This window comes from Stenotrophomonas sp. 78350_Sma, from assembly GCF_056482105.1.
On record NZ_CM151182.1, the window covers coordinates 155,892 to 180,859 of the forward strand.

Genomic DNA, 24,968 nt, shown 5'->3' on the forward strand with positions numbered 1-24,968 from the left:
GCGGCAGCTACACTTGGCTCCATTATGCCTGCTCCGTCGTGCAGGCCATGTTGCAGACACCCTCATCCATGCCAGGTATCTCCATGCCCAACGCTCGTCCCGTCGCCATCCTCGGTGGCGTCCGCATTCCGTTCTGCCGCCAGAACACCGCGTATTCGGATGTCGGCAACCTCGGCATGTCGGTCCGTACGCTGGGCGCGCTGGTCGAACGGTTCGGCCTGCACGGCCAGCAGCTGGGTGAAGTGGCGATGGGTGCGGTGATCAAGCACTCCAGCGACTGGAACCTGGGCCGCGAAGCCACGCTGTCCTCCGGCCTGTCGCCGTTGACCCCCGGCATCACCCTGCAGCGCGCCTGCGGTACTTCGCTGGACAGCATCATCACTGTCGCCAACAAGATCGCGCTGGGCCAGATCGAATCCGGCATCGGCGGCGGTTCGGACACCACCTCCGACGTGCCGATCGTCTACGGCAAGAAGCTGCGCGCGCGCCTGCTGGCCGCCAACCGTGCCAAGAGCACCGGCGACAAGATCCGCGCGCTCACCGCTGGCTTCAAGTTCTCCGAGCTCAAGCCCGAGTTCCCGGGCGTGGCCGAGCCGCGCACCGGCAAGAGCATGGGCGACCACTGCGAGGACATGGCCAAGGAATGGAACATCTCGCGCGACTCGCAGGACGAGTGGGCGGTGTCGTCGCACAAGAAGCTCGCTGCCGCTTATGAGCGTGGCTTCTTCAACGACCTGATCGCACCGTTCCGTGGCGTCGAGCGCGACAACATCCTGCGCCCGGATACCTCGCTGGAAAAGCTCGCCACGCTGAAGCCGGCCTTCGACAAGGTCTCCGGCCGTGGCACGCTCACGGCTGCCAACTCGACGCCGCTGACCGACGGGGCCGCCGCGGTGCTGCTGGCCAGTGAGGAATGGGCTCGTGCGCATGGCCATGAGCCGCAGGCGTATCTGCGTGATGCCCACGTGTCGGCCGTTGATTTCGTGCATGGCGAAGGCCTGCTGATGGCGCCGACGGTGGCCGTGCCGGAGATGCTCAAGCGCAACGGCCTGACCCTGCAGGACTTCGACATCTACGAGATCCACGAAGCCTTCGCCGCGCAGGTGCTGTGCACCCTGCGTGCGTGGGAGAGCGAGGATTACTGCCGCAACCGCCTGGGCCTGGACGCACCGCTGGGTCGCATCGACCCGGACAAGATCAACCTGCTGGGCTCGTCGCTGGCCACCGGCCACCCGTTCGCCGCCACCGGCGCACGTGTGATTGCTACCGCAGCCAAGCAGCTGGCAGAACGCGGCGGTGGCCGCGCGCTGGTGTCGATCTGCACCGCCGGCGGCATGGGCGTGGTCGCGATCGTCGAACGCTGATCGCGCGACGTTCCACACATGAAAACGCCGCCCAATGGGCGGCGTTTTTTTGTTGCTCCGGTGGGTGCCGACCGTTGGTCGGCACGCTTCACGGCAACCGCGGGTTGCCGAATTCGTCGCGCTCTTCGTTGGCGTCATACACCGGCGGCTGCACCGCGATCGGCTGCTCTTCCACCGTGGCCCGCGACGGCGCTTCAATGCTGCGCACCAGCTCCACGCTGTCCTCGCCGCGCTGCAGGCGCAGCGCATTGGACAGGCACTGCGCGGCCAGTGCGTGCTCGCCACGCTGCGTGAACAGTTCTCCCAGTGCTTCCCAGGCCGGTGCACCGGCGCCCGCGGCGATGGCCTCGTGCAGGAACGCATCGGCGGCATCCCACTGCTGCTGGCCCAGTGCCACGCGGCCCTGTGCCAGGCGCAGCGCGGCCGAGCTGTCGTGCACGTTGCGCCAGCGCGCGAGGTTGGCTTGTCGCGTGGCCAGGCGCTCGGCCGGCAGGCGGCCATACAGCGCCACCAGTTCGTCGTCCCAGCGATGGTCCAGAGCCTGTTCCAGCGCCAGCAGCGCGGGCTCGTCCCAGTTCAGTGCCACCGCGCGGCTGGCATAGGCGCCGACCACGTCCGGAGTGGGGCGCAGCGCCTTCGGCGTGGCTTCCCACTGCGCGGCCAGCGCATTGACGTCGGCTGCTTCCAGCAGCGCCTGTGCGGCCAGGCGTGCCTCCAGTTCGCTGTTCGATTCGGCCGGCAGCACCTTGCTCTGGCGCAGCGCACCCAGCTGGCCATAGGCCTCGTGTGCGCGCCCGGCACGCGCCAGCGCTTCGGTGCGCAGCCACAGGCCACGCGGCGGCAGTGGCTGGATCGCCGCCACGTCCAATGCGTTGATGGCGTCCACCGGCAGATCGCGCGCCAGCAGCTGTTCCGCACGCAGCAGCGCCTGCAACGTGGCATCGCTTTCGCCCAGGCGCTGCAGCAGCGCCTCGCCCGCGGGGCCATCGGCACGCGCCTGTGCGCTGCGCACGGCATTGGCCAGCGCCACCGCACTCACTTCCGGATCCTTGGCCGCGCCGTCCAGCAGCTTTTCGGCACGCTGCCACTGGCCGTGTTCGTAGGCCTGCAGGCCATCGATCAGGCGTACCCGGCCCTGCTTGCGGCGGTAGCGGCCCCAGGCACGGAACGGTGCGGCAATCAGGCTCCACAGCAGCCACAGCACCAGCACCGCGATCACCGACAGCAGCGCCACCTTCGGCAGGTTGCTGTGGTAGTCGTAGCCGCCGTAGCGCAGCGTCACTTCGCCGAAGCGGTTGAGGTCATCGGCGCCGAGCCATTGCGCGGCGACCACGCCGATGGCCACGGCCAGCAACAGCACGACCAGGGATTGCAGGGGTTTCATGCGGGATTACCTCCGGTCGGTCTGGGTGCGCAGTTGCTGCAGGGTGCTGCCAAGAACGGCGTTGCTGGCCTGCAGCGGAAGCTCGCGCAAGGCCTTCAGTTCAGCACGTTGCGCGCGCAGGGCCGGTGAATCCGGCCAGCGTCGCTGTGCCCAGTGCTCCACGCGTGCCAACGCGGTATCGCGGCCGGCGCGGTCGCCACGTTCGATCGCGGCGCGCGCCAGGGTCAGTTCCAGTTGCAGTGCATCGTCGGCATTGCGGCGTTCGGCAGCGGTCAGCGGGCCGTTCTGGCGGCTCGGTGTGATGTCCACGAACGGGGCCAGCGTCGATTGCCACCACGGTCTTGCGGTGTCGGTCGCAGCGTTGCCGGTTACCTGCGAGGGCAACCCCTGCAGTGCCCTGGCCAAGGCATCCAGCCGCTGCAGCGACTGCACGCGCGGGCCGGCGCCCAGCGCATCGAGCGCATCGCGCTCCTGCACCAGCGCCTGGCGCAGGTTCAGGCCCTCGCTGTCGGGCAGATCGGCCAGTGCGGTGGCAGCCTGCGCGTACAGACGGCGCGCGCCGTCCACGTCGTCGGCGTAGTTGAGGCGCTGCGCGGCCTGGGTCAGCAGCAGCTCGGCCTCATCGCGCTGTACCGCCTGGCGGCCCTGGTTGGCGCTGTCGGCCAGCTTGGCCAGGTTCTCTTCCAGTAGTGCACTGCGCTGCGAGAGGCCCAGCATCTCGTCGCGCAGCACGCGGTTGGTGGCCGCCGCATCCTGCAGGCGCTGGCTGGTCGCGCGCTGGTCACGACGCAGCGCGTCCAGCGTGGCTTCCAGGCCCTGCAGCTGCACGGCGGTGGTCTGCGCCTGCGCGTGCTGTTCTTCCTGTTGCTGCTGCCAGAAGTACCAGCCGGCATAGCCGCCCGCACCAAGCACGACCACCCCGGCCAGCGGCAGCAGCCAGCGCACGGGTCGATGGGGTGGAGCAGCGGGCGGAGTGTCGTTCATCGGGCTTCCTTGTCGGCTGTGTTGCCAGTCGGTTCCGGCAGGCCGCGTTGTGCACAGCATCACTGTTGCCGACGGCAGCGGCAAGCGTGACGCACGTCCCTGTTCAGGTCGCTGCCGGGCCGGTGAGTGTGGCGTGTGCAGCGGCGACCAACTGTTCAGTGGTCGGACCGGCACTGCGCACGACCCGGTGCAGGCCCAGGTCGCGAGCCTGTTCACCGAGCCGGTCGCTGGCGACCACGATGCTGGCGTGTGCCCGCAGACGCTGCTGCAAGGCAGCCGGAATCTGCCGCCAGAAATGCTGAAGCGCTTCGCCACTGCTGACCGCAAGCACCCAGGGAGACGCTGAACGCGCCAGTCGGGCCAACACGCGTGGCTGCAGGCCCAGCAGGCAGCGCTGGTAGACGTCTGCGCGTTCGAGGGTGGCGCCGGCCGCCTGCAGCTGCGCGGCAATCAGGCCGCGTCCACCGGGAGCGGTGACCAGGCCGATGCGCAGGCCCTGCACCTGCGCCAGAACCGGCAGGGCGAGCAGGCCTTCGCTGTCCATCCGCTGCGGTGCATGCACCTGGTCAATGCCCTGCGCCCGCAACGCGCGCGCGGAGCCTTCGCCCACCGTCAGCCAGGGACTGCGCTGCGCGTCGGCCAGCGGCAGCAGCGCGGCGGCTGCGGCCACCGCAGCCGGGCTGGTGAACACCACCCGATCGCAGTTCAGCGCGCGTTGCAGCTGGCGCACCACTGGCGTGCCCTGCAGGCGTTGCAAGCGCCAGGGCGGCAGGGCCACTACATGCCCGCCCAGCCCAGCAACGGCGCGGCGCAGCGCCGCATTCTGGCCCCGCGGGCGCAGCGAAATGAAGGTCCAGCCCGCCTCGGAACCGGCAGCGCCAGTGGGTATCGTATGGTCGGCCATTGCCTGCATTATGCGGGCCCTTCGTTGTCGTGGTCGCTGCTCCGATGTCCGTTGATGCCCTGACTTCCTCGTTGGCCGCCCTGCAGGACGTGCTGGACTGCATGCCGGCGGTCCGCGCCATGCAGATCCAGCTCGACGGCTATGCCGACGGCGTGCTGCGCATCACCGCGCCGCTGGCCGCCAACGTCAACGACAAGGGCAATGCCTTCGGTGGCAGCCTGGCCTCGGTGCTGACCCTGTCGGGCTGGGCACTGGTCAGCCTGCGCCTGCGCCTTGCCGGCCACGATGCCGAGGTCTACGTGGCCGACAGCAACCTGCGCTACCTGGCCCCGGTCTACGAAGACCTGCATGCCCATGCCGAAGCGGCCGAAGCCACCGGCTGGGATGCCTTCCTGAACACCTTCCGCCAGCGCCGCAAGGCCCGCATCAGCATCATCGCCACCCAGCCCGGTGCCGATGGCAAGCCGGCCGCCGAGTTCAGCGGTCGCTTTGTTGCCTTCGCCAAAGGGTAGGATGGCAGGCTGACGTTCTGGGGAAACCACCGATGCGCCGCCTGATCCAGTTCCTGATCTGCTCCCTGCTGCTGGCCAGCGCCGCAGCCTCGGCCGACGACCTCAGCCGCAAGCAGCGAAAGCTGCTGGAAGAGACCCAGATCGCTTACGGGGCGACCATCCGCTGGGGCAGCATGGACGATGCCATCGGCTACCTCGACCCCAAGCAGCGCAAGGAAAAGCCGCCCACCGAGTTCGAGCTCAACCGCTACGCGCAGCTGCGCGTGTCGTCCTACCGCGAGCGCAGCAGCGCGGCGCTGGAAGGCGGCCTGGTCGAGCGCCGGGTCGAAATCGGGGTGATCAACCAGAACACCCAGGCCGAACGCACCGTGATGGTGGTCGAGCGCTGGCGCTGGGATCCGGAGGCCAAGCGCTGGTGGCAGACCGCCGGCCTGCCGGACCTGTGGAAGGGGCAGTGACGGGCCGCGTCCGGCTTGTGCGACAATCGGCGCCCGCTTAATCGACCCGTGACCTGAGTGAATTACGAAGAGTTGCTGGCCTTTGCAGGCCGAAACCCGATGCTGTCCGCGGCCCTGGTCGGCCTGACCGTGGCCATCATCGTCACCGAGATCCGCCGCCTGTTCCGGGGCTTCAAGGGCATCAAGCCCGCCGAACTGACCCAGCTGATGAACGCGGGCGGCACGGTGGTGGTCGACCTGTCGGCCAGCGGTGACTTCGAGAAGGGTCACATTGCCGGCAGCCGCAACGCCCAGGCCAGTGCCTTCGGCCCGGACAACAAGCTGGTGGCCAATGCCAAGCAGTCGCCGGTGGTGCTGGTATGCCGCAGCGGCAACGCCTCGGAAACCGCCGCCAAGGCACTGAAGAAGGCCGGCTTCGAGAAGGTCTACGTGCTCGACGGCGGCATTCCCGCCTGGCAGCAGGCCGAGCTGCCGCTGGTCAAGGGCCGCAACTGATTGCCGCAGGTGGCGGATCCGGCCTTGTATGGGCCTGATCCCGCCCCCATCGCAGTAGTTCGACCATCGTTTTCATTGCATTCATTGGAGTTACTGGAAATGTCCGAAGAGATCACCAACGGCGCCGCTGCGCCGGTCGATGCCGCTACCGGCCCTGCTTTCACCGTCGAGAAGATCTACGTCAAGGACGTCTCCTTCGAGTCGCCGAATGCTCCGACCATCTTCAACGACCAGGTGCAGCCGGAGCTGCAGCTGAACCTGAACCAGCAGGTGCAGCGCCTGGGTGAGAACGCCTTCGAAGTCGTGCTGGCCGTGACCCTGACCTGCCAGGCCGGTGAGCGCACCGCCTACGTGGCCGAAGTGAAGCAGGCCGGCGTGTTCGGCCTGGTCGGCCTGGACCCGCAGTCGATCGACGTGCTGCTCGGCACCCAGTGCCCGAACATCCTGTTCCCCTACGTGCGCCAGCTGGTCAGCGACCTGATCCAGGCCGGCGGCTTCCCGCCGTTCTTCCTGCAGCCGATCAACTTCGAAGGCCTGTACGCAGAAACCCTGCGCCAGCGCCAGGAGCAGGGCGACGCACCGTCGCTGGCTGACTCCGAGCCGGCTGGCAACGCCTGATTCCTGCCGCGACGTCACGGATGAGCACTACCGCTGACAAGATCGCCGTGCTGGGCGCCGGTTCCTGGGGAACCGCGCTGGCCAGCCTGCTCGCACGGCACGGTCATCCGACCGTGCTGTGGGGGCGCGATGCTGCCGTGGTCGAAGCCATCGACCAGCGCCACGAGAATCCGCGTTACCTGCCGGGCATCCCGCTGCCGGACAGCCTGCGTGCCACCACCGACCTGGCGTCGGCGGTGGAGGGCGCGGCCTGGATCCTGGTGGTGACCCCGTCGCATGCCTTCGGTGAAACCGTGCGTGCGCTGGCGCCGCTGCGTCCGGCCGGTGCCGGCGTGGCCTGGGCCACCAAGGGCTTCGAACCCGGATCAGGCCGCTTCCTGCATGAAGTGGCGCGCGAAGTGCTGGGTGAGGACGTGCCGCTGGCCGTTGTCACCGGGCCGTCGTTCGCCAAGGAAGTGACCCAGGGCCTGCCGACTGCGATCACCGTGCACGGCGACGTGCCCGAGTTCGCGCAGACGGTGGCCGAGGCGATGCATGGCCCGGCGTTCCGCGCCTATACCGGCGACGACATGGTCGGCGCCGAGCTGGGCGGCGCGATGAAGAACGTGCTGGCCGTGGCCACCGGCGTGGCCGATGGCATGCAGCTGGGCCTCAACGCCCGCGCCGGCCTGATCACCCGTGGCCTCAACGAGATGCTGCGCTTGGCTGCTGCGATCGGTGCCAAGCCGGAAACGCTGATGGGCCTGGCGGGCCTGGGCGATCTGGTGCTGACCTGCACCGGCGACCTGTCGCGCAACCGCCGCCTGGGCCTGGCCCTGGGCCGCGGCCAGACGCTGCAGGATGCCGTGCGCGAAATCGGCCAGGTGGTCGAGTCGGTGCAGACCGCCGACGAAGTGATGCGACAGGCACGCCGTCATGGCATCGACCTGCCGATCTCCGACCGCGTGCGTGCGGTGCTGCACGGCGAGCAGACGCCGGAAGAAGGCCTGCGCGCATTGCTGGCGCGGGAACAGAAACCGGAATACCCGGACACGCTGTTCAAGTGAATCGAAAAACCCCGGCTACGTGCCGGGGTTTTTTTGTGCGCGCCCCATCCACGGATGGCGTGGATCTACGACGGAACCCGCCTCTGGTAGCCGCCAACCTTGGTTGGCGCCCGATAGCGCCGGGCCATGCCCGGCGGCATTCATCACCGCGCCCGCGGCGGCGCGTTGCCGTTGTCCATGTCCGAGAAGATCAGCCACGGCCCGTCACCCACGCGCTTCAACGTGAGCGTGAATTTGCCGGTATCGCCCGCGTTGTTACCGTAGCCGTAGGCACCGATGATGTAACCCGTATTCCGCTCCACCGCATACGCCAAGGCACGCAGCCGTAACGGGCTGCTGCCCTGGCCGGTATACGCGGCCTCGATCGCGCTGCGCCCGCGCACCGGCGGCTGGTTGCTCTGCAGTACAAAGCCATCCTCGGTGAACAGCGCCGCCAGTGTCTTGGCATCACCTGTGCGCCACGCCTGTTCGTAGTCGCGCAGTACACGGTCCAGCGGTGCGGGCAGGGCTGGATCCGGGAGAGGCTGTGCACGCTTCACGCCTTCTGCATCGTGGGCAATTGCCGGCGATGCCAGCAGCAGGGCACTGGAGAAAATCATGGCGAGTCGTGTGCGGCGCATGCGTCCAGGCCCTGGCGATGGTGGGAAGGCTTCAGACGCATCCTAGCGCGCCGCTGGTTAGAATCTCGCAGGCGCCCGCGCGGCTGCATGCACCGCAGATCAGACAAGGACACGGAATGAAGATTCGAATCACAGGGATGGCGATGATGGTCGCACTGCTGGCGGCCTGCGGACAGGCACCGGCACCGGATGCAGCACCGGCCGCACCGGCACCGGCCACCGAAGCACCGGCCGCCACAGCGACGGTGGTCGAAAAGGAACCGTCCGTCGAAGACGGCGTGGACCCCTCGGTGTGGGACAACGAAGGCGAACCGGAAGACCCGAGCGCCGGCGGCGAACTCACCTGTGCGGACAACCCGCTGGCGACCCATTTCTTCACCCTGGTGGGCGGCAACACCGTGGACGACTGCGGCCGCAAGGACCCGAAGGTGCTGGCCGCGTTCAACGCCCTGATGAAGAACACGGCCGCGGCCGAATCCGCCGACAAGGAGATTCCGTCGCTGCGCGAACGCCTGTTGAGCGGGCCCAGCGGACCTGGCGAGCTGGTGGTGCTGCAGGGCGAGCCGTGGTGGTTCTACACCGCCTGCCAGGCCCACGACTGCCCCGGCACCGCGTTGGCGATGCTGTATTCGCCGACGGAAGCGAAGATGGTCGGCCGTCTTACCGCGCGCTGCCGTGTGTGGTGGCTGGGCGAGCCGACGGCGGAACAACGCGCGCAGATCGAACAGCGCCAGCCACTGCAGGATGCCGCGTTGAAGGAAGACAGCGCGCTCTGCGAGTGATGTGGCGGGCGGGCTCTGTGCCGTTCGTCCTGTTCTTTCGCCCGGAAACCGGCTGCTAAGATTTCACACCAGCCCGTTGCCCATCGGCCTCCCTGCATGGCTTTCTGGACCGTCGTCTTCGCCATTGGCGCCGCACAGGCCGCGCTGCTGGCGTTGGCCCTGTGGCGCCGCCCGGTCAATGCCGGGGCGAACCGTGTGCTGGCGGTGTGGATCGCACTGATCGGCATCGATCTTGCGGTGAAGGCAGTCTACTGGGATCCGTCCTACCCCACGGCCGGCAAGGCGCTGCGGTTCGTCGGCCTGTTCCCATTCCTGTACGGCAGCCTGTTCTATGTCTACGTCAGTGTCCTCACCGAGGCGCGGACCGCACGCTGCCGCGACAGTGTGCATCTATCCGGGTTCATCATCGTGCTGGCCCTGCACGCAGGTTTCTTCCTGCGGGGGCTGGTATCGGCTGAAGGCATCCATGCGCGCTTGCTGACGGGCATCGCGGACCTGGAATGGATGCGGCTGAACATCGTGCTGTACGCGTACAGCCTTTCCTATGTGATTGCCGGTCTGCTGCGTGTCTGGCGTTACCGGCGCGGTTTGCTGCAGCGACGTTCGGATGCGGACCGGATGTCGCTGCACTGGATCGACGCGATGGCGATCTCGCAGATTGCCATCTGGTTCGTTGCCACCCTGCAGTGGCTGGTGCGGATCCCCTGGATCGACTATCCGCTGATCTACGGCCTGGTGGCGGCCTGGGTTTTCCTGATGGGGTATTTCAGCCTCACCCAGGTGGCCGTGGTGGTGGAGTCGGTCATTGAACCCCCGCCAGCGCAGCCCGACACGGCGTCGAGCGCTGACGCCCCGCGCTTTGTCGATGTCGAGGTGCGCCTGTCGCAGCTGATGACCGATCAGCAGCTGTACCGCGAACCGGCGCTCACCATCGGCCAGCTGGCCAAACGCTGCGGCTACCCCGAATACCTGGTCTCGGTGGTCATCAACCGCCGCTTCGGCGAGAACTTCTGCGACTACATCAACCGCCAGCGGATTGAAGCCGCCGCTGCCCATCTGGCCGATGGTGCTGACGCCCGGACCATTCTGGATATCGCCTATGCCTGCGGCTTTACCTCGAAATCGACGTTCAACGCGGCGTTCAAGCGCCGGCTGGATGAAACACCCAGCGTCTTCCGCAAGCGCCATGCGATGTCTGGCGCCCCGGAATCACCGAGCCGCTGACAACGCCGTGGCCGATGAGCGCCGCGGCCATCGCAATACCAGTTCGCAGACCGTCAGGTTGAACAACCAGCAGCCCCAGGCGGCGGCCAGATAGACCGGGGCGAAGGGTAGATGCAGCACGCCCAGCCCGATGCCCAGGATCAGCCGGAACGATATCGCCGACGCGGTAAGAGCGATGCTGCGCCACATCCATTGCCGGTGCCTGGCCAGGTTGCCGGCCAGCGCGTGGCCGACGCCGATGCCGGTTGTGGCCAACCATGCCACGGCAAGCAGGCCAAAGGCGATGCCGGTAGGCGCTCCACCTTCGGCGTGGAATGCCAGGGAGAGGCCGGCCAGCCCGGCAATCAGCACCCCGCCCGCATACAGCCCGCCACTCAGCCGATGCAGGCGGGGGACGTACCGCTGGATCCATCCGTTCATCTGCAACGGCGCCAGCAACAGGGCCAGCCCGCCGCCGAAGAGGTGGGCGGGAACATCCAGGCCGGATGCTGCGAACTTCATCTGCAGGGGATTGTCCGCGTGTGGCTGGCCGTACAGCACGGCGAAGGCGTAGGCCGCCACGGCGGCGCAGAGCAGGGTGAAGACCAGCCCGGCCGTCCAGCGGGCGGCCTTGGGAAAGCGGTGTGGCATCTCGGAACCTCCTTGGGGAAATGGAGGCCCGAGCATGGGTACGACGAGGCGAAAAATCGTCCAGATCGGCGGAGTCGTACATGGGACCGGTGGAGGAGTACGGCCAGGGTGACCCGTTGACAGTGGCAACGGTGGCTGGCTGTGCTCGTTCGCTGTTTCAGATGGTCAGGCCCGGGGACCGGTTGGAAGCTATGATCAGCCAACACCGGAGCATGGAAGGACTGTCGAGCCCATGAAGATCGAGTCCATCTCTCCCATCCTTTCAGTAGACCATCTCGCGGAGTCGATAGCGTTCTACCGCAGCGTGCTCGGATTCGAACTGGCATGGTCGTGGGGCGATCCAGCGGACATTGCCGCCGTCTGCCGCGACGGGGTGGAGATCACCCTCACGCAACAGGCCGATAGCAAGCCTGCAGGCGCGGCACATGTCTATCTGGGCATATCCGGTATCGACGACTATTACGAAACGCTTGCGGGCTCGAACGTCACGATCATCGTCCCCATCGGGGACAGGCCCTACGGCATGCGCGATTTCCGCATAGCGGACCCAAGTGGCAATGAGCTCAGCATCGGGCAAGTCATGGAGAACAGGGACAACGCCCGTTAGCGTGCATTGCCCATTACTTGCTCGCGCGCCGCGCGCCTTTCTCGTCTTCGTCCTTTGCATCCCCACGGCTCTGCGCGAACTCCGGGAACGTCTTCGCGATCGAATCCTTGTCCGGCAGGATGTAGAACACACCACCCTTCTCGAACGTGGACTGCACGATCTGCTCGTAGAACGCAGGTGTGACGTTGATGCAGCCGTGCGTAACGCGGTTGTCGTCCGGCGAAGGTGATGCCAGCCGTTCGGCGCGCTTCTCTTTCGGGGTGCCTGGCGGAAGCGGGTGCATCGAGACGGCGGAATCGTAGTCCACCCACAGCACGCGACCGGCATCGTCGGAGGGGCCGTAGCCACCAATGAAACGGCCCGCCGGGGTGGTGCGGTCATGGCCTGGAATCGCACTCAACGCGAGCTTGGCAACGCCGGGGGCCGAGTGATCGCCGATGGCCGAACCGAACAGCGCCGGCGCCGCGCCACGCAGTTTGCCGTCTCCACCGAAGACCAGTACCTGCGCGGCCGCCTTGTCCATGATTGCGAACGGATAACCCTGGTTGTCCTTGCTGGCGACCACCCAGCCGGCCAGCTCGATCACTGTCTCGGAGACGCCCTGGTCAGCGGGAAGTTCATCGACTGCGGCCACCGGAGGTGCAGGTGCGTCCTTGTCCCTGGCATTGGCTACGCCGCTGCACGCAACGACCAGTGCCATGGCCAGTGCGGCATGGAGGGCGCGGCGTGCAGGGGAGGAGGAAGTGCGAATGGGACGGCTCCTTGCAATGCAATCTTGGTGGAAGGATGCCAGTGGCCGGCGAAGGCCACTGGTTCCCGATACAGAGGTGGATCAATTCAAACGGTGAGGGAGCGATTAACCGCGCGGCTTGCGGCCGGCGGGTGCCCTTTCAAGCTGCTGCACGCGGCCTTCGATCTGGTCCAGACGCTGGTTGGCCTGCTGCGCCGACTGGTTGGCGGACTCGGCACTCTGGGCGGCGCCCTGCACCTTTACATCGAGCTGGTCGAGACGCGAGTTGATCGTTGCAAACTCGTTCTTGTAAGAGGCGCAAGCGCCAAGGCTCACGGTGGCGATGAGCGCCACGCTGAGTGCACGGGCCATCTTCATGTGTTGCGAGGTCAGTTTCATTCCACTCCCTCCTTCGTCTGGGGAAGCTGGAATATAGCGGCGTTTGTTCCCGGCGCTACCAAGCGCTTTCAGCTGGAATTTGAGTACGTGGATGGGCTGTGAAGGCCTGTAAATCAACAAACCTTAACAAGCGGGATCAAGCGAGCTGATCTGCATCGGCGTATCGCCTTGTGCCTGTTAAACATCACCCATTCACCTGCATGAAGCCGGCATCACGGCATGCGCGTCTGCGTGCTTTCGCCTGCTCCGCACGCAGGTTGCCATCCACTTGCTTCCAACAGCGCTGCAGCGTTTCCAGGCTGGACATCCAGCAGTTCGGCGATGGCGTTGCGCGTGTCGGGCGCGCGCGCAACATAGGCATGGGCGATGCGGTAGCCGATCCAGTAGCCGAGATCTCCGCGGCGCGCGTCGTCGCCGGGGCCGTTGTACAGCCACCTCGAAAGATCGGTACCCATGCTGTCCTGCAGGAAGGCGCGCTCCAGCGCACACTCGCGACCCTGCGTCCAACGCTGCAGATGTGCGTTGGCCGGTTGCCCGGAGATCCGTTCGGCCACGTATTCGGCACCGCCTTCCAGCAGCGTCTGATAGAGCAGGGTGGGCTGCTCGACGTCCACACGTGCACCGGGCTGTTGCACGTGCACGTACTCATGGGCGATCAGGTGCACGAAGCGGTCACTTACATCGGCCTGCATCCAGTCGGCGTTGCACAGCGCTTCCAGTCCGATGACCACACCTGCTTCGGTGGTCACGCCACCACTGTTGCCGCGGCCCACCAGTACGGTGACCGGGGGAAAGCGCGCAGATGGCAACAGGGCGCCCAGTTGATCGACGGCAGCGGCGACGCGCGTGCGGATCGATGGCAATGCTCTCGCGCAGGTTCTCGCTTTCGCAAACAATGCCGGCTTGTCCTGGATGGCCCTGGCCAGCCGCTCCATCGAGCCGATACGGCTGTCGGTGAAGCTGCGCAGGGCATCCGTACCCGGATCCAGATAGCCGTGTTGCAGATCATCGGCGCTTGGGCGCCCGTGGTTGGCGTCCAACACCTTGAAGAAGCGCGTGACATCGTCTGTCTGTACGACGATGTACCCGGCAGCAACGACGTGATCAGCTGCCTGTGCCTGCAGCAGCGCGACCGGCGAGGCGATCAGGATCAGTGCCCGCATCAGGCATCGAGCGTGGTGAGCGTTAGAAGCCGACAGCAATGCCATGCGGAGTTCCCTGAACGCCAGCCTTATTTATACACCAGTCAGTTCAATATTCAGGGTTGATTAGACCCCCTAACGGATAATTCACACCTGTCGACCGCCTCCTCTCTCTCCCCCTCCCGGGAGGCGGTCGACGAAACCAAAATAATTAAAGGTGTGTCCCGATGAACAAGAATTCGCTGCTTGCCCTGGGTCTTCTGGCTGCTCTGCCGTTCGCTGCATCGGCAACCGATGGCCTGTCGTACAACTACGTTGAAGGCGGCTACGTGAACACCGATGCCAAGGGCGGCGACGCCGATGGCTGGAAGGTGAAGGGTTCCGTGGCGGTGCACCCGAACTTCCACATCTTCGGCGACTACAGCGCGCAGGAGACCGACAAGTTCAAGAATGACGTCGACCAGTGGCGCATCGGCGCCGGCTACAACTACGGCATCGCACCGAACACCGACCTGGTGGCTCGCGTTGCGTACCAGAAGTACGACATGAAGCATGGCCTGGACTTCAACGGCTACTCCACCGAGGTTGGCGTGCGCACCGCGTTCAACCCGTACGTGGAAGGCTACGTGATGGCCGGCTACGAGGACTACACCAAGAAGCACGGCATCAACCCGGACGGCGAGTTCTACGGCCGTGTCGGCGCCACCGCCAAGTTCAACCAGAACTGGGGCCTGAGTGGCGAAGTGAAGCTGGCCAAGGCCGGCGACCGCGAGTGGTTCGTGGGCCCGCGCTTCACCTGGTAACAAACGCCTGTCGTTAGTGCGTGTTGTGCTGGCGTGTGACTCTCTCTCTCCCACACGCCAACCGAAGCCCGGCCTCGCGCCGGGCTTCACTTTTTCCGGGACCCCTGAGGCATCGGTAATGCGCGGGCATACTGTCAGCCCACCGGATGGCGGATCCCGCATGCAGACCTCCCTTTGCGCATACGTGCAGCAGGCCGATGGCAACACCGTGCAGGTGGTGCTTGTGGATACCGCCGCGCAGCCGGCGCTGGGTGCGCTTGGTTTTCAGGGCGTGCCGCCGATCCTGCATGCCTCTGTCGCCGACGATGCCGCCAAGGCCCGCATGTTCGTCGCATTGCGCGATCTGGGCGTGGCCTTCTCGGCGGGGCGCGAGTGGTGCCCGGGCGAGGTGTTTGCCTGGCTGCGCGAGCGCGGCCTGCTGGAAGGCACGTACCTGCGCATCGCCTGGACGGGCACGCAGCAGTTCCAGTTGACCCGGGCGTAGTGCGGCGCTGCTGGCAGCGGAACGAGAACCGCTCCGGCCGCGCGCGGGTGGTTCGGCTATGATCGCCCGCACATCGCCACGCGATGCGCCCGCCTCAAGCCAGCAGGAACCGCCGTGAACTCCCAGCCCGCACCGATCACCGCCCTCAATCACACGCTCGACAACGAGCCGCAGCAGATCACTGCGCCGCTCACCCATTCGGCGGCATTCCTGGTGCTGAAGGTGAAGGATGACGAGGCGTCGATCGCCAAGGCACGCGAGGTGCTGGCCAGCACCGATGATCTGATCAAGAACACCGCCATCCGCGAGATCGAGCGCACCTTCACCTGCAACGTGGCCATCGGCCACCGCGTGTGGCAGCCGCTGGTGGGTACCACACCGCCGCGCGAGCTGAAGCCGTTCCGCGAGATCAAGGGTGCGACCCACACGGCCGTGTCCACACCCGGTGACCTGCTGTACCACGTCCGTGCACGCACGATGGACCTGATCGTGGCGTTCGAGCGCAACCTGCTGATGGCCTTTGGTGATGCGGTGGAAACGGTCGATGACGTGGCCGGCTTCCGCTACTTCGATGGCCGCGACCTGCTCGATTTCGTTGACGGCACCGCCAACCCGGAAGGGCTGTCGCTGCCGGAAGCCACCATCGTGGGCGAGGAAGACCCGGAGCATGCCGGTGGCAGCTACGTGGTGGTGCAGAAGTACCTGCACAACCTCGATGCGTGGCGCGCACAGAAGACCGAAGCGCAGGAAGCGATCATCGGCCGCACCAAGCACGACAACATCGAGCTGGACGATGCACCGGCGGATGCGCAGAAGTCGCACAAGACCCTGTGCACCATTGAAGACGCCGACGGCGAGCACGAGATCCTGCGCGACAATATGCCGTTCGCCAACCCGGGCCGTGGCGAGTACGGCACCTACTTCATTGGTTACACCCGCCGCCTGTGGGTGATCGAGAAGATGCTCGAGCGCATGTTCATCGGCAATCCCGCGCCGCTGCACGACCGCATCCTGGACTTCTCCACCGCCACCACCGGCGTGACCTTCTTCGCGCCCTCGCGCAAGGCGCTGGCCGACCTGGGCGATTGATCGCGCCGGGCCATCACGGCCCGCCATCTGCCTGTCATCTATGGCGCCGACCATGGCGCGCTGGATGGGAGTGCAGGAGGCCGGCGATGGCCAAGACTGGGAACGGGACCGGCGTGCGGCGCTGGTGGCGGCCACTGGCCGCGTTGTTCGGCGCGTTGGCACTGGGGAGTGCCAGCGTTTCCGCGCAGGATGCCCCTGCGCACTGGATGGCCTACGCCGCCGCCGTGGGTGGCCAGCTGCAGCAGCGCCTGCAGCAGGAACAGGATCCGCAGGCGCAGCGCGTGCTGGAATGGCTGCAGGCACATCCGGATGCGCCGACGCCGTTGCCGGTGAGCGTGTGGATCGCGGCGGATGGTCGCATTTCGAAGCTGGAATTCGACAGCCTGGGTGATGCCCAGGTCGACGCCGACCTGCGCGCGACCCTGCAGGCCGCGCCGTTGCAGGCGGCCCCACCGGCCGACATGCGCCAGCCACTGCGGCTGGGCCTGCTGCTTACCCAGTAGATCCACGCCATGCGTGGATGTGCCTGGTAACCGACCGTGGTCGGCAGGCGCGCGCCAACCACGGTTGGCGACTACCGGTGTTCCTCAGCCACGCATGGCGTGGCTCTACTGCGTTGCCACCTGCGGCTCGCGCGCGGCGGCGCTCCATGCACGCAGGCCGAACACGGCCAGGCCGAGGAAGAACACGTACAGCGCGGCGGTCACGTGCAGCGACTTGAACAGGTAGGCGCCCACGTAGACCACGTCCACCGCGATCCACACCCACCAGCAGGCCACGTGGCGGCGTGCCTGCCACCACTGGCCAACCAGGCTCAGTGCGGTCAGCATCGCGTCCAGCCACGGCAGCGCAGCGTCGGTGAAGGTGTGCATGCCGGCTCCCAACGCCACGCCACCGCACAGGCCGATGGCCAGGTCGCGCAGCAGCTTGCCGCGAGCCAATGGCACGATGCGGATGCTGCCGTCGTCGGCGGCGTGCTGCCGCCAGTTGAGCCAGCCATAGACCAGGAAGCCACCGAAGGCGATCTGCAGCAGGGTGTCCGAGTACAGCTTGGCCTCGGCGAACACCACGCCATACAGCGTCACCGACAGCAGGCCGACCGGCCACGCCACCAGCCGGCGCCTGGCCATCAGCCAAACGCCGAGGATGCTGCACAGCGCGGCGGTCCACTCCAGCATCGCGCCGCTCACAGCGCGAACGTCACCGACAGGCGGGCCTGTCGCGGTGCGCCGGGGAACAGGTAGTAGTCACCGCCGCTGCTGCCGGTATCGCGCCAGTAGAAGCGGTTGAACACGTTGTCCACCGACAGGTTCCAGGTCACCGCGCGCTCGTGCAGGCGATGCTGGAAACGCAGGCCCGCGTCGAACACCGAGTAGTCGGGCGCGCGCACGCCACCGTCGGCGCGGGCCACGTTGGCACCGGCATAGCGCCAGCCACCGGTCACATCCAGGCCCTGCACGAACGGCAGCGCATAGGCCACGTGCACGCTGGCGCGCACCTTCGGCACGTTCACCAGTTGATGGCCTTCATAGGCCGGTGTGCCGGTGTCGCGCGCGCGCGCCTGCAGCACGCTGGCGCTGGCCACGATCTGCAGCGCATCGGTCAGCTGGCCGTTGGCGGTCAGCTCCAGGCCGGTGTGGGTCTGCGTGCCTTCCTCAACGAAGGTGTAGCCGACGTCGCTGTTGTCGGGCTTGGCGTACTGGTACGGCTGCGAAATGCGGAACACCGCCGCGCCCAGCGTCAGTGCTTCGACCGGCACGTACTTCACGCCCACTTCCAGCTGCCGGGACTGCACCGATGGCAGGAAGGTATCGGCGTTGCTGGTCCAGAACGGCGCTTCCTGGCCCAGCGAAATGCCGCGCACGTAGCTGGCATAGGCGTTGAGCTGGTCGGTGGCCTTCCACACCACGGCGGTCTGCGGCAGGAAGCGCGACAGACGGCTGTGGCGCTGCGGGGTGCCGCGCTTGTCGTAGGCGCGCTCGTCCAGGCGCACGAAGCGGCCGCCGGCCAGCCACTGCCAGTCGTCGCCGAAGCTCATCCGGTCCAGCGCGAAGAACGCGGTCTGGCGGCTGTCCAGGCGCCGTGCGGACGGCCCCGGCATCTTCGGCGACGGCACGAACACCTGCACCGGTGCGTCGTGGATGTTGCTGGTGCCGACGTACTCGTTGACGCTCGGGCGCTTGTCCACGGTGCGGCGGAAGTAGTCGGCACCGAGGGTCAGCTCATGGCCGACGTTGCCGGTCTCGAAGCGGCCACGCAGTTCGGCACGCGCCTGCTGGTTGCGGCGGGTGTCGTCCGGGCTGCGGTAGTCGTAGACGTCGTAGTCGCCATTGGGCGCGAAGTAGTTGCCCGGCACGCTGCCATCGGCGCACTGCGTGGCGTAGTAGCAGCCATAGGCGAAGGCGACGTTGTCATCGATCACCGACCGGCTGTGGCCCACCGACACGCGCGACTGCCAGGCGTCGTTGAAATCATAGGTGTGCAGGGCGGTGATGTTGGTGCTGGCGATATCCACCGGGCGCTGCCACGGCTGGTAGCCGAGCAGGTGCTCGCGGTCGACGCCGCGCGGCAGGTCGCGCGCGCCCAGCAGCTGGTAACCCGACACCGAACGCTGCGAGCTGGTCTGGTAGTTGGCATCCACTTCCAGCTTGCCGCGCTCGCCGATCAGCCAGTCGGCGGCCAACGAGTAGAAATTGCGGCGGCCATCGGCGTGCTCGACATAGGAGTTGCTGGAATCCCACGCGGCATTCAGGCGCAGGCCGAAACGCGGGGTGATCCAGTGGCCGACATCGACGGCGACGTAGCGCGAGCCTTCCGAATCGGTGCCGAGCGTGGCAGTGCGTACCTCGGCCGGGCGCTTGCCGATGTAGTTGATGATGCCGCCCGGTGCCATCACGCCTGCGGCCAGGCCGGCTTCGCCCTTGAGAATTTCCACCGACTGCACATTCTCCAGCGCCAGGCGCTGTTCGCCGGCGATGGACAGGCCGTTGAAGCGGTAGCCGGTGGCGGCGTCCAGGGCGAAGCCACGGATGGCGATGTTCTGGTAGTAGCCCACCGGCGCGTAGGCATCGCCCAGTGAGGCATCGTTGCTGGCCAGCTCGGACAGCGAACGCACCTGGCGGCGGTCGAGGTAGTCACGCTCGAGCACGTTCACCGAGGCCGGCGTGTCCTTCCAGGAACCACCACCGAAGGCATTCACGCGCGAGGTATCGGCCTTCGGTTTGCCGGCCTGCACGCGCACTGCTGCCAGTTCGGTCGGCGAGCGTTCGGCGCCGGTGGCAGCCGCATCGGGGGACGCTTCGGCGTCGCTGGCGTGCAGCGGCAGCGCGGCGCAGAGGGCGAGGGAGAGCAGGGTGGGGCGCAGGCAGCGGTTCATTCGGTTCGTCTTCGGACAACAAGGGAGACGAAGCGACGGCGCGCAGGTGCACCGGCCCATGAAGGGGGTATGGCTGCGGCTCAAAGCTCCCTACGCCGGTGCAAACCGGATCAGGTTCCAAGGGACTCTCTCAGCCTGGCAGATCCAGGCACCCCCGCTTCAGGTGACCATTTCACTACAAATGGTACGGATTTGCGAGCCGGTGCCCTTCAGGCTGCGGGGTCAGATCCCTTTCCGCAGGAAAGGGATCTGACCCCAACGGTGTCCCAACCGGGTCACGCGACGGCATGCAGGGCCTGCAGCAGTGCCTGTCCCGGCGCGCTGTGGAACCATGCCGGATGCCCCAGCATGAAGGGCTGCCACGCTACGTCGGCATTGGCGGTCGAGCCGGTGACGCCTTCGAAGTACTCCACCTCGGACAGTGCGAAGTCGAAATGGACCATCGGCAGCAGGTCGGCCAGCAGGCGCACGCGTGCCGCCGACAGCGGCAGCACCTGGCGATAGCCGTCGAGCAGGGCCAGCGCGATATCGATGCGCACCGCCTCCATGCCGTGCTCCAGTTCCAGCCACGCCACCGCGTTGCGCTCGATCGCCGTGGCGAGGTCGAACAGCGCGCTGGTGGGCGAGGCCAGGCCGAAATCCAGCACGGTACTGATCTGCCCATCGCGCCACAGCAGGTTGGAGACATGCCAGTCGTTGTGCGCCCACAACCGTGGCTCGTCGCGCAGGCGCTGGGCCAGGCCGGCATGCCACGGCAGCACGTCGCGCCGCAGCTGCGCTTCCCATGGAATGCGCGCGAGATAGCGGGCCAGCCCGGGGCGCTCGTGCAGCCCTGCCTTGATGGCCGCGATCGGATCGTCGGCACGGATCAGATCGTCGCGCGCGACCAGCACATGGGTGCTGCGCTGAGGCGCGTGGTAGCTGGCCGCAGCACGGTGCAGCTGCGCGAGTGCACGCCCGGCCTCGCGGGCCTGCGCGACATCGGTCAGCAGCGACCACGACACGGCATCGCGGTACAGGTCCTCGCCGACGCCGATCGCATGCAGCTCGAAGGTCCATTCGCCGTGTTCGACCGCAGTGCGGCCATCGGTCGCCGGCAGCACCTGCACCACCGGTACGCCCGCTGCGGCGAGATGGGCGATGAAGCGGTGCTCTTCTTCCAGGCAGGCCGCGCTGCGCACGCTGTGGTGATGGCGCTTGACGAACACCGCGCCGTCCACGCCGCCGACGATGGCGGCGGCCGACAGCGGTCGCGGGCTGTGCCAGCGGGGATGGCTGTGCTCGTCCAGCTGCGGGTAACGCGCACTCAGCCATGCAATGTCCGCCGCGCTGATCGGCGGCCAGTCGGCAGCGACCTCGTCGTTGTTGAGGCCCTGCACGCGGTGGGAGGAAGAAGTCATGCCGCAGCCCCAGTGGGGAAAGTCACATCCAAGGCTGCGCATTCAACGCCATGCGCGCGGCCAACGCAAACGGGCGGGTCATCGACCCGCCCGTGCCTGCATCAGCTGCGATGATGCCGTCGCGCCGCTTACCAGCCGCGATGGCGGCCGCGGTCGTTGTAGTAGCGGTTGTCGTAGTAGCGCTGGCGCTGCCAGCGACGGTCGTCGCCACGCTCGTAGTAGCCGCTGCGGTAATAGCCACGATCGTAGCGGCGGTCGTAGCGGTTGTCGTAGTAACGGTTGTCGTAATAGCGACGGTCGCGGCGGTCGGACGTGGTCAGGTTGCCGATCGCGCCGCCGGCCACGGCACCGCCGACAGTGGCAGCGGGATCACCGTTGGAGAGCAGGTTGCCGGCCACGCCACCGACCACGGCGCCGACCAGGGTGCGCTTGTCCTTCCTCGACATCGCGCTGGCATCGCTGACCACGGCAACACCGGCCACCAGTGCCAGGGCCATCGCCAGACCACGGAAGCTGAGTGTGGAAGTACTGAGCATGTTCGTTCTCCTGTGGGGTGCATGCCACGCTGGGCAGGGAGGGCGCGGGCGCCCCGGCTGCCGTGGAGACCACGCTGACGTTCCAACATTGCCGGAACATTGCTTGGCCCACCGTGCGGCTTGCGCATTCATCTAGCGGCAGGCGGCATGAAGCAAGGCTGAAAGCGGCCGCGGCCGCTCAGCTGGCAGAAAGGGAAAGGGCCGCGCATGGCGCGGCCCTTCCCTGGTCTGCAAGGCGCCGGGGGCTCAGACGCCCATGGCCTTCTGTGCCTGCCGGGCCTGCTCCTGCTGGGCGTCCAGCTGCTGATGCAGCACGTTCGGCGCGCCCTGCACGGCACCGCTGCTGAGCGCCAGGCTCTGCTCGCTGGCTGCACGGGTCTCCACCGCCACGCGGCTGGCGGCGGGGTCGCCGATCGTGCCCTGCACGGCAAACAGGCGCTCACCGTTCGGGCTCGGCACCACCGTGTCGATGCGCTGCAGGCCGGCGGCATGCGCCTCCTTGGTCAGGGCCGCGGCGGCGCTTTCCAGCGCGTGGCGATCCTTGAAGGTGCCTGCCGGCATCAGTTCCAGCCCCTTGCTGGCCTGGATGAAGAGCGGATTGCGCGGGTGCCGTTCGTCGTTCAGCAGCGGGCGCTCGCGGGCTTCCCTGATTGCCTCCAGCGTCTTGGCCCCGACAATGCCGTCGGCCACCAGGCCGTTGTCCTTCTGCAGCTGGCGCACCGCCGCGTCGGTGTTGCGGCCGAAGCGGCCATCCTCGATCAGCGGCTTGCCGTCGGCACCGACGTAGCCGAGGTGGCCCAGTTGCTCCTGCACTGTGCGCACGCCCTCGCTGTGCGCGCCCTGCTTGTACAGTTCGGCGTGCGGGGTGGCAGCGGCCTTGTGCTCGGCGGCCGGCTTGCCCTGGGTCTGCTCATGCGACTGGGTGCGGTTTTCCAGCAGGTCGCGCGCCTTGGACAGCGGGTCGGAGGCGTACAGCTTCCAGTTCGGGTGGTCCTTCACCTGCTTGAGGTAATCCTCGATGGGCATGGTGTGCACGCCCTTGCTGCCGGTGGACTGGCTGATCAGCAGCTTGTCGGTGTTGGGGTCGCGCACCACCATCACGATGTGGTCGATGCCGTTCCAATGCTCGTGGCGGGTCTTGGCCGTATCCAGGCCGATGATCATGCCTTCCTTCAGCGCATCGGGCTTCAGGATCGCGTCGCGGTCAAGCAGCACGCCGGACTGGTCGAATGCCTTGCGCACGATGCCACCGGAACCCAGGTTGCCCAGGTCGATGCGATCGGCCTTGCTGAAGACCGCATGCCCGGCCTTCTGGTTGATCTCATCCATGGTCCGGTTCTGCAGCGTGCCGACCCAACCGGAACAGTCGATGTAACCCTGTTCCACGTTCTTGCCGCTCTTGCCCGGCACATGCAGCGCGTGGCCCGGAATATTGATGGCGTATTTGACGTGGTCGTACTTCACGCCGGCCTCGTAGGCGGCCTGCAGTTCGATGCCCGGCTTCGGCGCGGCGGCGGCCGAAGCGGTCGCCGCCAGCGCGGCTGCACCGGCTGCCACGGCGGCGCTGGCCTGCACCGGCGCTGCCGGGGTCTGACCCTGGCTCTGGCCTGGGGCCACCGTCTGCGGGGCGATGTTCTTTTCCGGAATGCTGATCGCCGCGTACTTGTGGATGTAGTAGCTGGAGAAGGTGCGCGCCAGGTCGCCATCGTTCATGCCACGCATCTCGGCCAGAGTGTGGCCGGTGAGCGCTTTGGCATCGGAGCCGATCTGGTTGAGTACGTTGCGGCGCATGTTGATCTCTTCACCATGGCCGTTGCGGACCACGCCGAAGGTGCCGGTGGCGATCGCGGTCTGCACCGAACCATAGCCGGCGCTGCCCTGCTGGTGGGCCAGGTACAGGTCCAGGCCGGTCGGCGTACTGCCGCCGGACAGGTACGGGTGACCGGTGCGTTCGTTGCGGCGTGCCATCGAGTCCAGGTTGTCCTGGTACATCTGTGCGGCCGCTTCGGTGTTGCGGGTCGGGTCGAACTCGTGGCCGGTCAGGTGATACTGGCGCGCGGAGCCGGGCACGAACTGGAACAGGCCCTTGGCGCCGGACGAGGTGTTGTGGGCGCGCTCGTTGAAGGTGCCGCCGGTCTCGATGTGCGCGAAGCGCATGAAGTCATCGACCGGAATGCCCTTGTGCCGGGCGACCTGCTCGACGATGTCCAGGACTTCCTTTCTGCTGTAGTCATGCTGTGCCATGACGTCTTCCTCGGGGTTGATGGAGCGGCGCGTGCCGCGAATCGCCAACCGGACTCATCCATGAGTCAAGAACATGTCGGTCAACAGGGAACCCGCGTGTGGCGGGTGCTATCAGGGCGCGATGTACTGCTGGGTCGCGCTGTCGAAGGTGTAGTGCACGGCATCGCTGGCAGCCAGCGCACGGGTCTTGCCCGGGGCGTCGATGGTGGTGCCCTTGAAGGTCACGGTCAGTCGCGGCAGGCCATTGCCGTCGGCAGCGAACGCCAGTTCGCCATCGCTGTCGGTGCAGGGCATCACGTTGCCCTCGTCGCAGGCGGCGCTGTTGTCCTCGCCGGTGCGCACCGAACCGACATAGCGCCAGACCTTGCTGTCCACGTCGTCTTCGCTGCGCTTGGGGTTGAACAGCAGCAGTGCATAGCCGGTGCTGCTGACGCCGCGGTCGAAGCTGCTGGTCGGCACCGCCAGCAGCAGGCGGCCGTCTGCGGTGCGATGTTCAAGCGGCTTGCGCCGGGTATCCACATCGTCGGCCTTGTCATAGGCGCCCAGTGCGCCGATGGTCCATTCCTGGCCACGGAACTTCCAGGGCTTGTTCGCATCGCTGCCGGCCAGCACGAAGGTGGCCTCGGCGAGATTGGCGCGGTCATCCGGGCCGGCCGGCGACTGCTCGCCCGGCTTGCCGTAGTGCTCGCGGGTATCCCAGGAGAAACCCGTGTAATACGTGGTGCCGTCGAGGGTGAAGGTGTGGCCGAACCAGAAGGTCGCCACACTGCCGTTCTGGACCTCGTAGGAGGTCGCGCCATCACCGTCCACCTGGTAGGTGAAATACATCACGGTCGGCGCGTCGGGCGGGGGGACGGCGGTGTCGGGAGAGGTGTTCTGCATCGGGGCAACATCCTGTCGGGGCGCATCGGCAGCCTGCACGGGGGCACCAGGCTGGGAGGACGAGGGGGCCGGATCGGCGGCGCTGCAGGCCGCAGCGGAAAGAGAGACGAGCAGGCACGCCGCGAATGCGCGCAGGGGCCGCAACGGCAGGGTCCAACGTAGCTCGGGGGGGTGATGCATGCGCCTCTCCATGGTCAGCGTTGCCGGGCCAGACGGCCGGCAGGAAACCGCACCCCATCCACCAGGGACGGGAGC

27 protein-coding genes and 1 riboswitch are annotated in these 24,968 nt (G+C 67.0%); of the genes, 13 read left to right on the plus strand and 14 right to left on the minus strand.

The genetic code is table 11. The features are described from left to right. Positions 1–68 precede the first annotated feature (68 nt). A complete protein-coding gene (locus ACZK4H_RS00615; protein WP_099551602.1) occupies positions 69–1,364 on the plus strand; it encodes an acetyl-CoA C-acetyltransferase in 1,296 nt (431 codons plus the stop codon). An 88-nt stretch (positions 1,365–1,452) separates the two neighbouring features. Here the strand turns inward: ACZK4H_RS00615 and ACZK4H_RS00620 are convergent, their stop codons facing one another. The 3 genes from ACZK4H_RS00620 to ACZK4H_RS00630 all read right to left on the minus strand — a co-directional run bounded on the left by ACZK4H_RS00620 (position 1,453) and on the right by ACZK4H_RS00630 (position 4,645). Further along, the gene (locus ACZK4H_RS00620; RefSeq protein WP_099551601.1) at positions 1,453–2,748 is read right to left on the minus strand and encodes a heme biosynthesis HemY N-terminal domain-containing protein; all 1,296 of its coding nucleotides are present in this window, start codon (positions 2,746–2,748) and stop codon (positions 1,453–1,455) included. A 6-nt stretch (positions 2,749–2,754) separates the two neighbouring features. Then, positions 2,755–3,732, minus strand: coding sequence for a uroporphyrinogen-III C-methyltransferase (locus ACZK4H_RS00625; protein ID WP_099551600.1), 978 nt, complete (start codon positions 3,730–3,732; stop codon positions 2,755–2,757). A 103-nt stretch (positions 3,733–3,835) separates the two neighbouring features. Then, positions 3,836–4,645 carry a uroporphyrinogen-III synthase gene (locus tag ACZK4H_RS00630; RefSeq protein ID WP_099551599.1) on the minus strand — a complete coding sequence of 270 codons (810 nt, stop codon included), beginning with the start codon at positions 4,643–4,645 and terminating at the stop codon, positions 3,836–3,838. Positions 4,646–4,680: 35 nt separating this feature from the next. Here ACZK4H_RS00630 and ACZK4H_RS00635 point away from each other — a divergent pair, with 35 nt between their 5' ends. The 5 genes from ACZK4H_RS00635 (at position 4,681) to ACZK4H_RS00655 (ending at position 7,765) form a co-directional block, all read left to right on the plus strand. Further along, positions 4,681–5,148 carry a YiiD C-terminal domain-containing protein gene (locus tag ACZK4H_RS00635; protein WP_005407593.1) on the plus strand — a complete coding sequence of 156 codons (468 nt, stop codon included), beginning with the start codon at positions 4,681–4,683 and terminating at the stop codon, positions 5,146–5,148. Positions 5,149–5,180: 32 nt separating this feature from the next. Further along, the gene (locus tag ACZK4H_RS00640; protein ID WP_049429838.1) at positions 5,181–5,606 is read left to right on the plus strand and encodes a hypothetical protein; all 426 of its coding nucleotides are present in this window, start codon (positions 5,181–5,183) and stop codon (positions 5,604–5,606) included. Between the two features lie 57 nt (positions 5,607–5,663). After that, complete coding sequence (locus ACZK4H_RS00645) at positions 5,664–6,101, plus strand: rhodanese-like domain-containing protein (protein ID WP_004153552.1); 438 nt, start codon at positions 5,664–5,666, stop codon at positions 6,099–6,101. Between the two features lie 99 nt (positions 6,102–6,200). Next, entirely contained in the window at positions 6,201–6,719 is a 519-nt protein-coding gene (gene secB / locus ACZK4H_RS00650) for a protein-export chaperone SecB (protein WP_004153553.1), read from the plus strand. A 20-nt stretch (positions 6,720–6,739) separates the two neighbouring features. Beyond that, on the plus strand, positions 6,740–7,765 hold the full coding sequence (locus ACZK4H_RS00655; RefSeq protein ID WP_005407597.1) for an NAD(P)H-dependent glycerol-3-phosphate dehydrogenase: 1,026 nt from the start codon (positions 6,740–6,742) through the stop codon (positions 7,763–7,765). 143 nt (positions 7,766–7,908) lie between these two features. On the opposite strand, the gene ACZK4H_RS00660 is transcribed toward ACZK4H_RS00655, so the two are convergent. Further along, a complete protein-coding gene (locus ACZK4H_RS00660; protein WP_099551598.1) occupies positions 7,909–8,364 on the minus strand; it encodes a YybH family protein in 456 nt (151 codons plus the stop codon). Between the two features lie 137 nt (positions 8,365–8,501). Between ACZK4H_RS00660 and ACZK4H_RS00665 the strand changes: the two genes are divergently transcribed. Then, positions 8,502–9,167, plus strand: coding sequence for an Ivy family c-type lysozyme inhibitor (locus ACZK4H_RS00665; RefSeq protein WP_099551597.1), 666 nt, complete (start codon positions 8,502–8,504; stop codon positions 9,165–9,167). A 96-nt stretch (positions 9,168–9,263) separates the two neighbouring features. Beyond that, positions 9,264–10,391, plus strand: coding sequence for a helix-turn-helix domain-containing protein (locus ACZK4H_RS00670; protein ID WP_099551596.1), 1,128 nt, complete (start codon positions 9,264–9,266; stop codon positions 10,389–10,391). On the opposite strand, the gene ACZK4H_RS00675 is transcribed toward ACZK4H_RS00670, so the two are convergent. Then, positions 10,377–11,057: a DUF2306 domain-containing protein gene (locus ACZK4H_RS00675; protein WP_099551595.1), complete on the minus strand. Its 681-nt coding sequence runs from the start codon at positions 11,055–11,057 to the stop codon at positions 10,377–10,379. The two genes, ACZK4H_RS00670 and ACZK4H_RS00675, sit on opposite strands and share 15 nt — an antisense overlap. Before the next feature lie 196 nt (positions 11,058–11,253). On the opposite strand from ACZK4H_RS00675, the gene ACZK4H_RS00680 reads away from it, so the two are divergent. Then, a complete protein-coding gene (locus ACZK4H_RS00680; protein WP_099551594.1) occupies positions 11,254–11,628 on the plus strand; it encodes a glyoxalase superfamily protein in 375 nt (124 codons plus the stop codon). A 13-nt stretch (positions 11,629–11,641) separates the two neighbouring features. On the opposite strand, the gene ACZK4H_RS00685 is transcribed toward ACZK4H_RS00680, so the two are convergent. The 3 genes from ACZK4H_RS00685 to ACZK4H_RS00695 form a co-directional block, all read right to left on the minus strand. Further along, positions 11,642–12,328, minus strand: coding sequence for a hypothetical protein (locus ACZK4H_RS00685; RefSeq protein ID WP_099551593.1), 687 nt, complete (start codon positions 12,326–12,328; stop codon positions 11,642–11,644). Positions 12,329–12,484: 156 nt separating this feature from the next. Further along, positions 12,485–12,757 (minus strand): hypothetical protein, encoded by a 273-nt coding sequence (locus ACZK4H_RS00690; RefSeq protein ID WP_012509703.1) that lies wholly within the window; start codon positions 12,755–12,757, stop codon positions 12,485–12,487. A gap of 212 nt (positions 12,758–12,969) precedes the next feature. Continuing rightward, entirely contained in the window at positions 12,970–13,920 is a 951-nt protein-coding gene (locus ACZK4H_RS00695; protein WP_478473039.1) for a DUF2268 domain-containing putative Zn-dependent protease, read from the minus strand. 206 nt (positions 13,921–14,126) lie between these two features. Between ACZK4H_RS00695 and ACZK4H_RS00700 the strand changes: the two genes are divergently transcribed. The 4 genes from ACZK4H_RS00700 (at position 14,127) to ACZK4H_RS00715 (ending at position 16,778) form a co-directional block, all read left to right on the plus strand. Then, on the plus strand, positions 14,127–14,702 hold the full coding sequence (locus ACZK4H_RS00700; RefSeq protein WP_099551591.1) for an OmpO family porin: 576 nt from the start codon (positions 14,127–14,129) through the stop codon (positions 14,700–14,702). Positions 14,703–14,862: 160 nt separating this feature from the next. Beyond that, positions 14,863–15,186, plus strand: a complete 324-nt coding sequence (locus tag ACZK4H_RS00705) for a hypothetical protein (protein ID WP_099551590.1) — start codon at positions 14,863–14,865, stop codon at positions 15,184–15,186. 114 nt (positions 15,187–15,300) lie between these two features. Next, entirely contained in the window at positions 15,301–16,275 is a 975-nt protein-coding gene (locus tag ACZK4H_RS00710) for a Dyp-type peroxidase (RefSeq protein WP_099551589.1), read from the plus strand. Positions 16,276–16,361: 86 nt separating this feature from the next. Further along, a complete protein-coding gene (locus tag ACZK4H_RS00715) occupies positions 16,362–16,778 on the plus strand; it encodes a hypothetical protein (RefSeq protein WP_099551588.1) in 417 nt (138 codons plus the stop codon). Positions 16,779–16,883: 105 nt separating this feature from the next. On the opposite strand, the gene pnuC is transcribed toward ACZK4H_RS00715, so the two are convergent. The 6 genes from pnuC to ACZK4H_RS00745 all read right to left on the minus strand — a co-directional run bounded on the left by pnuC (position 16,884) and on the right by ACZK4H_RS00745 (position 24,713). Then, on the minus strand, positions 16,884–17,453 hold the full coding sequence (pnuC, locus tag ACZK4H_RS00720; protein ID WP_099551587.1) for a nicotinamide riboside transporter PnuC: 570 nt from the start codon (positions 17,451–17,453) through the stop codon (positions 16,884–16,886). Positions 17,454–17,461: 8 nt separating this feature from the next. Then, positions 17,462–19,651 carry a TonB-dependent siderophore receptor gene (locus ACZK4H_RS00725; protein ID WP_099551586.1) on the minus strand — a complete coding sequence of 730 codons (2,190 nt, stop codon included), beginning with the start codon at positions 19,649–19,651 and terminating at the stop codon, positions 17,462–17,464. A gap of 70 nt (positions 19,652–19,721) precedes the next feature. Then, positions 19,722–19,817: riboswitch (TPP riboswitch) on the minus strand. Positions 19,818–19,926: 109 nt separating this feature from the next. Then, on the minus strand, positions 19,927–21,051 hold the full coding sequence (locus ACZK4H_RS00730; protein WP_099551585.1) for a phosphotransferase enzyme family protein: 1,125 nt from the start codon (positions 21,049–21,051) through the stop codon (positions 19,927–19,929). Between the two features lie 128 nt (positions 21,052–21,179). After that, complete coding sequence (locus ACZK4H_RS00735) at positions 21,180–21,587, minus strand: glycine zipper 2TM domain-containing protein (RefSeq protein WP_099551584.1); 408 nt, start codon at positions 21,585–21,587, stop codon at positions 21,180–21,182. Between the two features lie 246 nt (positions 21,588–21,833). Next, a complete protein-coding gene (locus ACZK4H_RS00740; protein WP_099551615.1) occupies positions 21,834–23,831 on the minus strand; it encodes a peptidoglycan-binding domain-containing protein in 1,998 nt (665 codons plus the stop codon). Positions 23,832–23,942: 111 nt separating this feature from the next. Beyond that, the gene (locus ACZK4H_RS00745; protein WP_099551583.1) at positions 23,943–24,713 is read right to left on the minus strand and encodes a hypothetical protein; all 771 of its coding nucleotides are present in this window, start codon (positions 24,711–24,713) and stop codon (positions 23,943–23,945) included. Positions 24,714–24,968 lie beyond the last annotated feature (255 nt).

Excerpts from the sequence above, each read along its gene's own strand:
- ACZK4H_RS00615 (WP_099551602.1), top strand. The coding sequence starts at position 69 with ATGCCAGGTATCTCCATGCCCAACGCTCGTCCCGTCGCCATCCTCGGT.
- ACZK4H_RS00620 (WP_099551601.1), bottom strand. The coding sequence starts at position 2,748 with ATGAAACCCCTGCAATCCCTGGTCGTGCTGTTGCTGGCCGTGGCCATC.
- ACZK4H_RS00625 (WP_099551600.1), bottom strand. The coding sequence starts at position 3,732 with ATGAACGACACTCCGCCCGCTGCTCCACCCCATCGACCCGTGCGCTGG.
- ACZK4H_RS00630 (WP_099551599.1), bottom strand. The coding sequence starts at position 4,645 with ATGCAGGCAATGGCCGACCATACGATACCCACTGGCGCTGCCGGTTCC.
- ACZK4H_RS00635 (WP_005407593.1), top strand. The coding sequence starts at position 4,681 with ATGTCCGTTGATGCCCTGACTTCCTCGTTGGCCGCCCTGCAGGACGTG.
- ACZK4H_RS00640 (WP_049429838.1), top strand. The coding sequence starts at position 5,181 with ATGCGCCGCCTGATCCAGTTCCTGATCTGCTCCCTGCTGCTGGCCAGC.
- secB (WP_004153553.1), top strand. The coding sequence starts at position 6,201 with ATGTCCGAAGAGATCACCAACGGCGCCGCTGCGCCGGTCGATGCCGCT.
- ACZK4H_RS00655 (WP_005407597.1), top strand. The coding sequence starts at position 6,740 with ATGAGCACTACCGCTGACAAGATCGCCGTGCTGGGCGCCGGTTCCTGG.
- ACZK4H_RS00660 (WP_099551598.1), bottom strand. The coding sequence starts at position 8,364 with ATGATTTTCTCCAGTGCCCTGCTGCTGGCATCGCCGGCAATTGCCCAC.
- ACZK4H_RS00665 (WP_099551597.1), top strand. The coding sequence starts at position 8,502 with ATGAAGATTCGAATCACAGGGATGGCGATGATGGTCGCACTGCTGGCG.
- ACZK4H_RS00670 (WP_099551596.1), top strand. The coding sequence starts at position 9,264 with ATGGCTTTCTGGACCGTCGTCTTCGCCATTGGCGCCGCACAGGCCGCG.
- ACZK4H_RS00675 (WP_099551595.1), bottom strand. The coding sequence starts at position 11,057 with ATGCTCGGGCCTCCATTTCCCCAAGGAGGTTCCGAGATGCCACACCGC.
- ACZK4H_RS00680 (WP_099551594.1), top strand. The coding sequence starts at position 11,254 with ATGAAGATCGAGTCCATCTCTCCCATCCTTTCAGTAGACCATCTCGCG.
- ACZK4H_RS00685 (WP_099551593.1), bottom strand. The coding sequence starts at position 12,328 with ATGGCACTGGTCGTTGCGTGCAGCGGCGTAGCCAATGCCAGGGACAAG.
- ACZK4H_RS00690 (WP_012509703.1), bottom strand. The coding sequence starts at position 12,757 with ATGAAACTGACCTCGCAACACATGAAGATGGCCCGTGCACTCAGCGTG.
- ACZK4H_RS00695 (WP_478473039.1), bottom strand. The coding sequence starts at position 13,920 with ATGCGGGCACTGATCCTGATCGCCTCGCCGGTCGCGCTGCTGCAGGCA.
- ACZK4H_RS00700 (WP_099551591.1), top strand. The coding sequence starts at position 14,127 with ATGAACAAGAATTCGCTGCTTGCCCTGGGTCTTCTGGCTGCTCTGCCG.
- ACZK4H_RS00705 (WP_099551590.1), top strand. The coding sequence starts at position 14,863 with ATGCAGACCTCCCTTTGCGCATACGTGCAGCAGGCCGATGGCAACACC.
- ACZK4H_RS00715 (WP_099551588.1), top strand. The coding sequence starts at position 16,362 with ATGGCCAAGACTGGGAACGGGACCGGCGTGCGGCGCTGGTGGCGGCCA.
- pnuC (WP_099551587.1), bottom strand. The coding sequence starts at position 17,453 with ATGCTGGAGTGGACCGCCGCGCTGTGCAGCATCCTCGGCGTTTGGCTG.
- ACZK4H_RS00725 (WP_099551586.1), bottom strand. The coding sequence starts at position 19,651 with ATGAACCGCTGCCTGCGCCCCACCCTGCTCTCCCTCGCCCTCTGCGCC.
- ACZK4H_RS00730 (WP_099551585.1), bottom strand. The coding sequence starts at position 21,051 with ATGACTTCTTCCTCCCACCGCGTGCAGGGCCTCAACAACGACGAGGTC.
- ACZK4H_RS00735 (WP_099551584.1), bottom strand. The coding sequence starts at position 21,587 with ATGCTCAGTACTTCCACACTCAGCTTCCGTGGTCTGGCGATGGCCCTG.
- ACZK4H_RS00740 (WP_099551615.1), bottom strand. The coding sequence starts at position 23,831 with ATGGCACAGCATGACTACAGCAGAAAGGAAGTCCTGGACATCGTCGAG.
- ACZK4H_RS00745 (WP_099551583.1), bottom strand. The coding sequence starts at position 24,713 with ATGCAGAACACCTCTCCCGACACCGCCGTCCCCCCGCCCGACGCGCCG.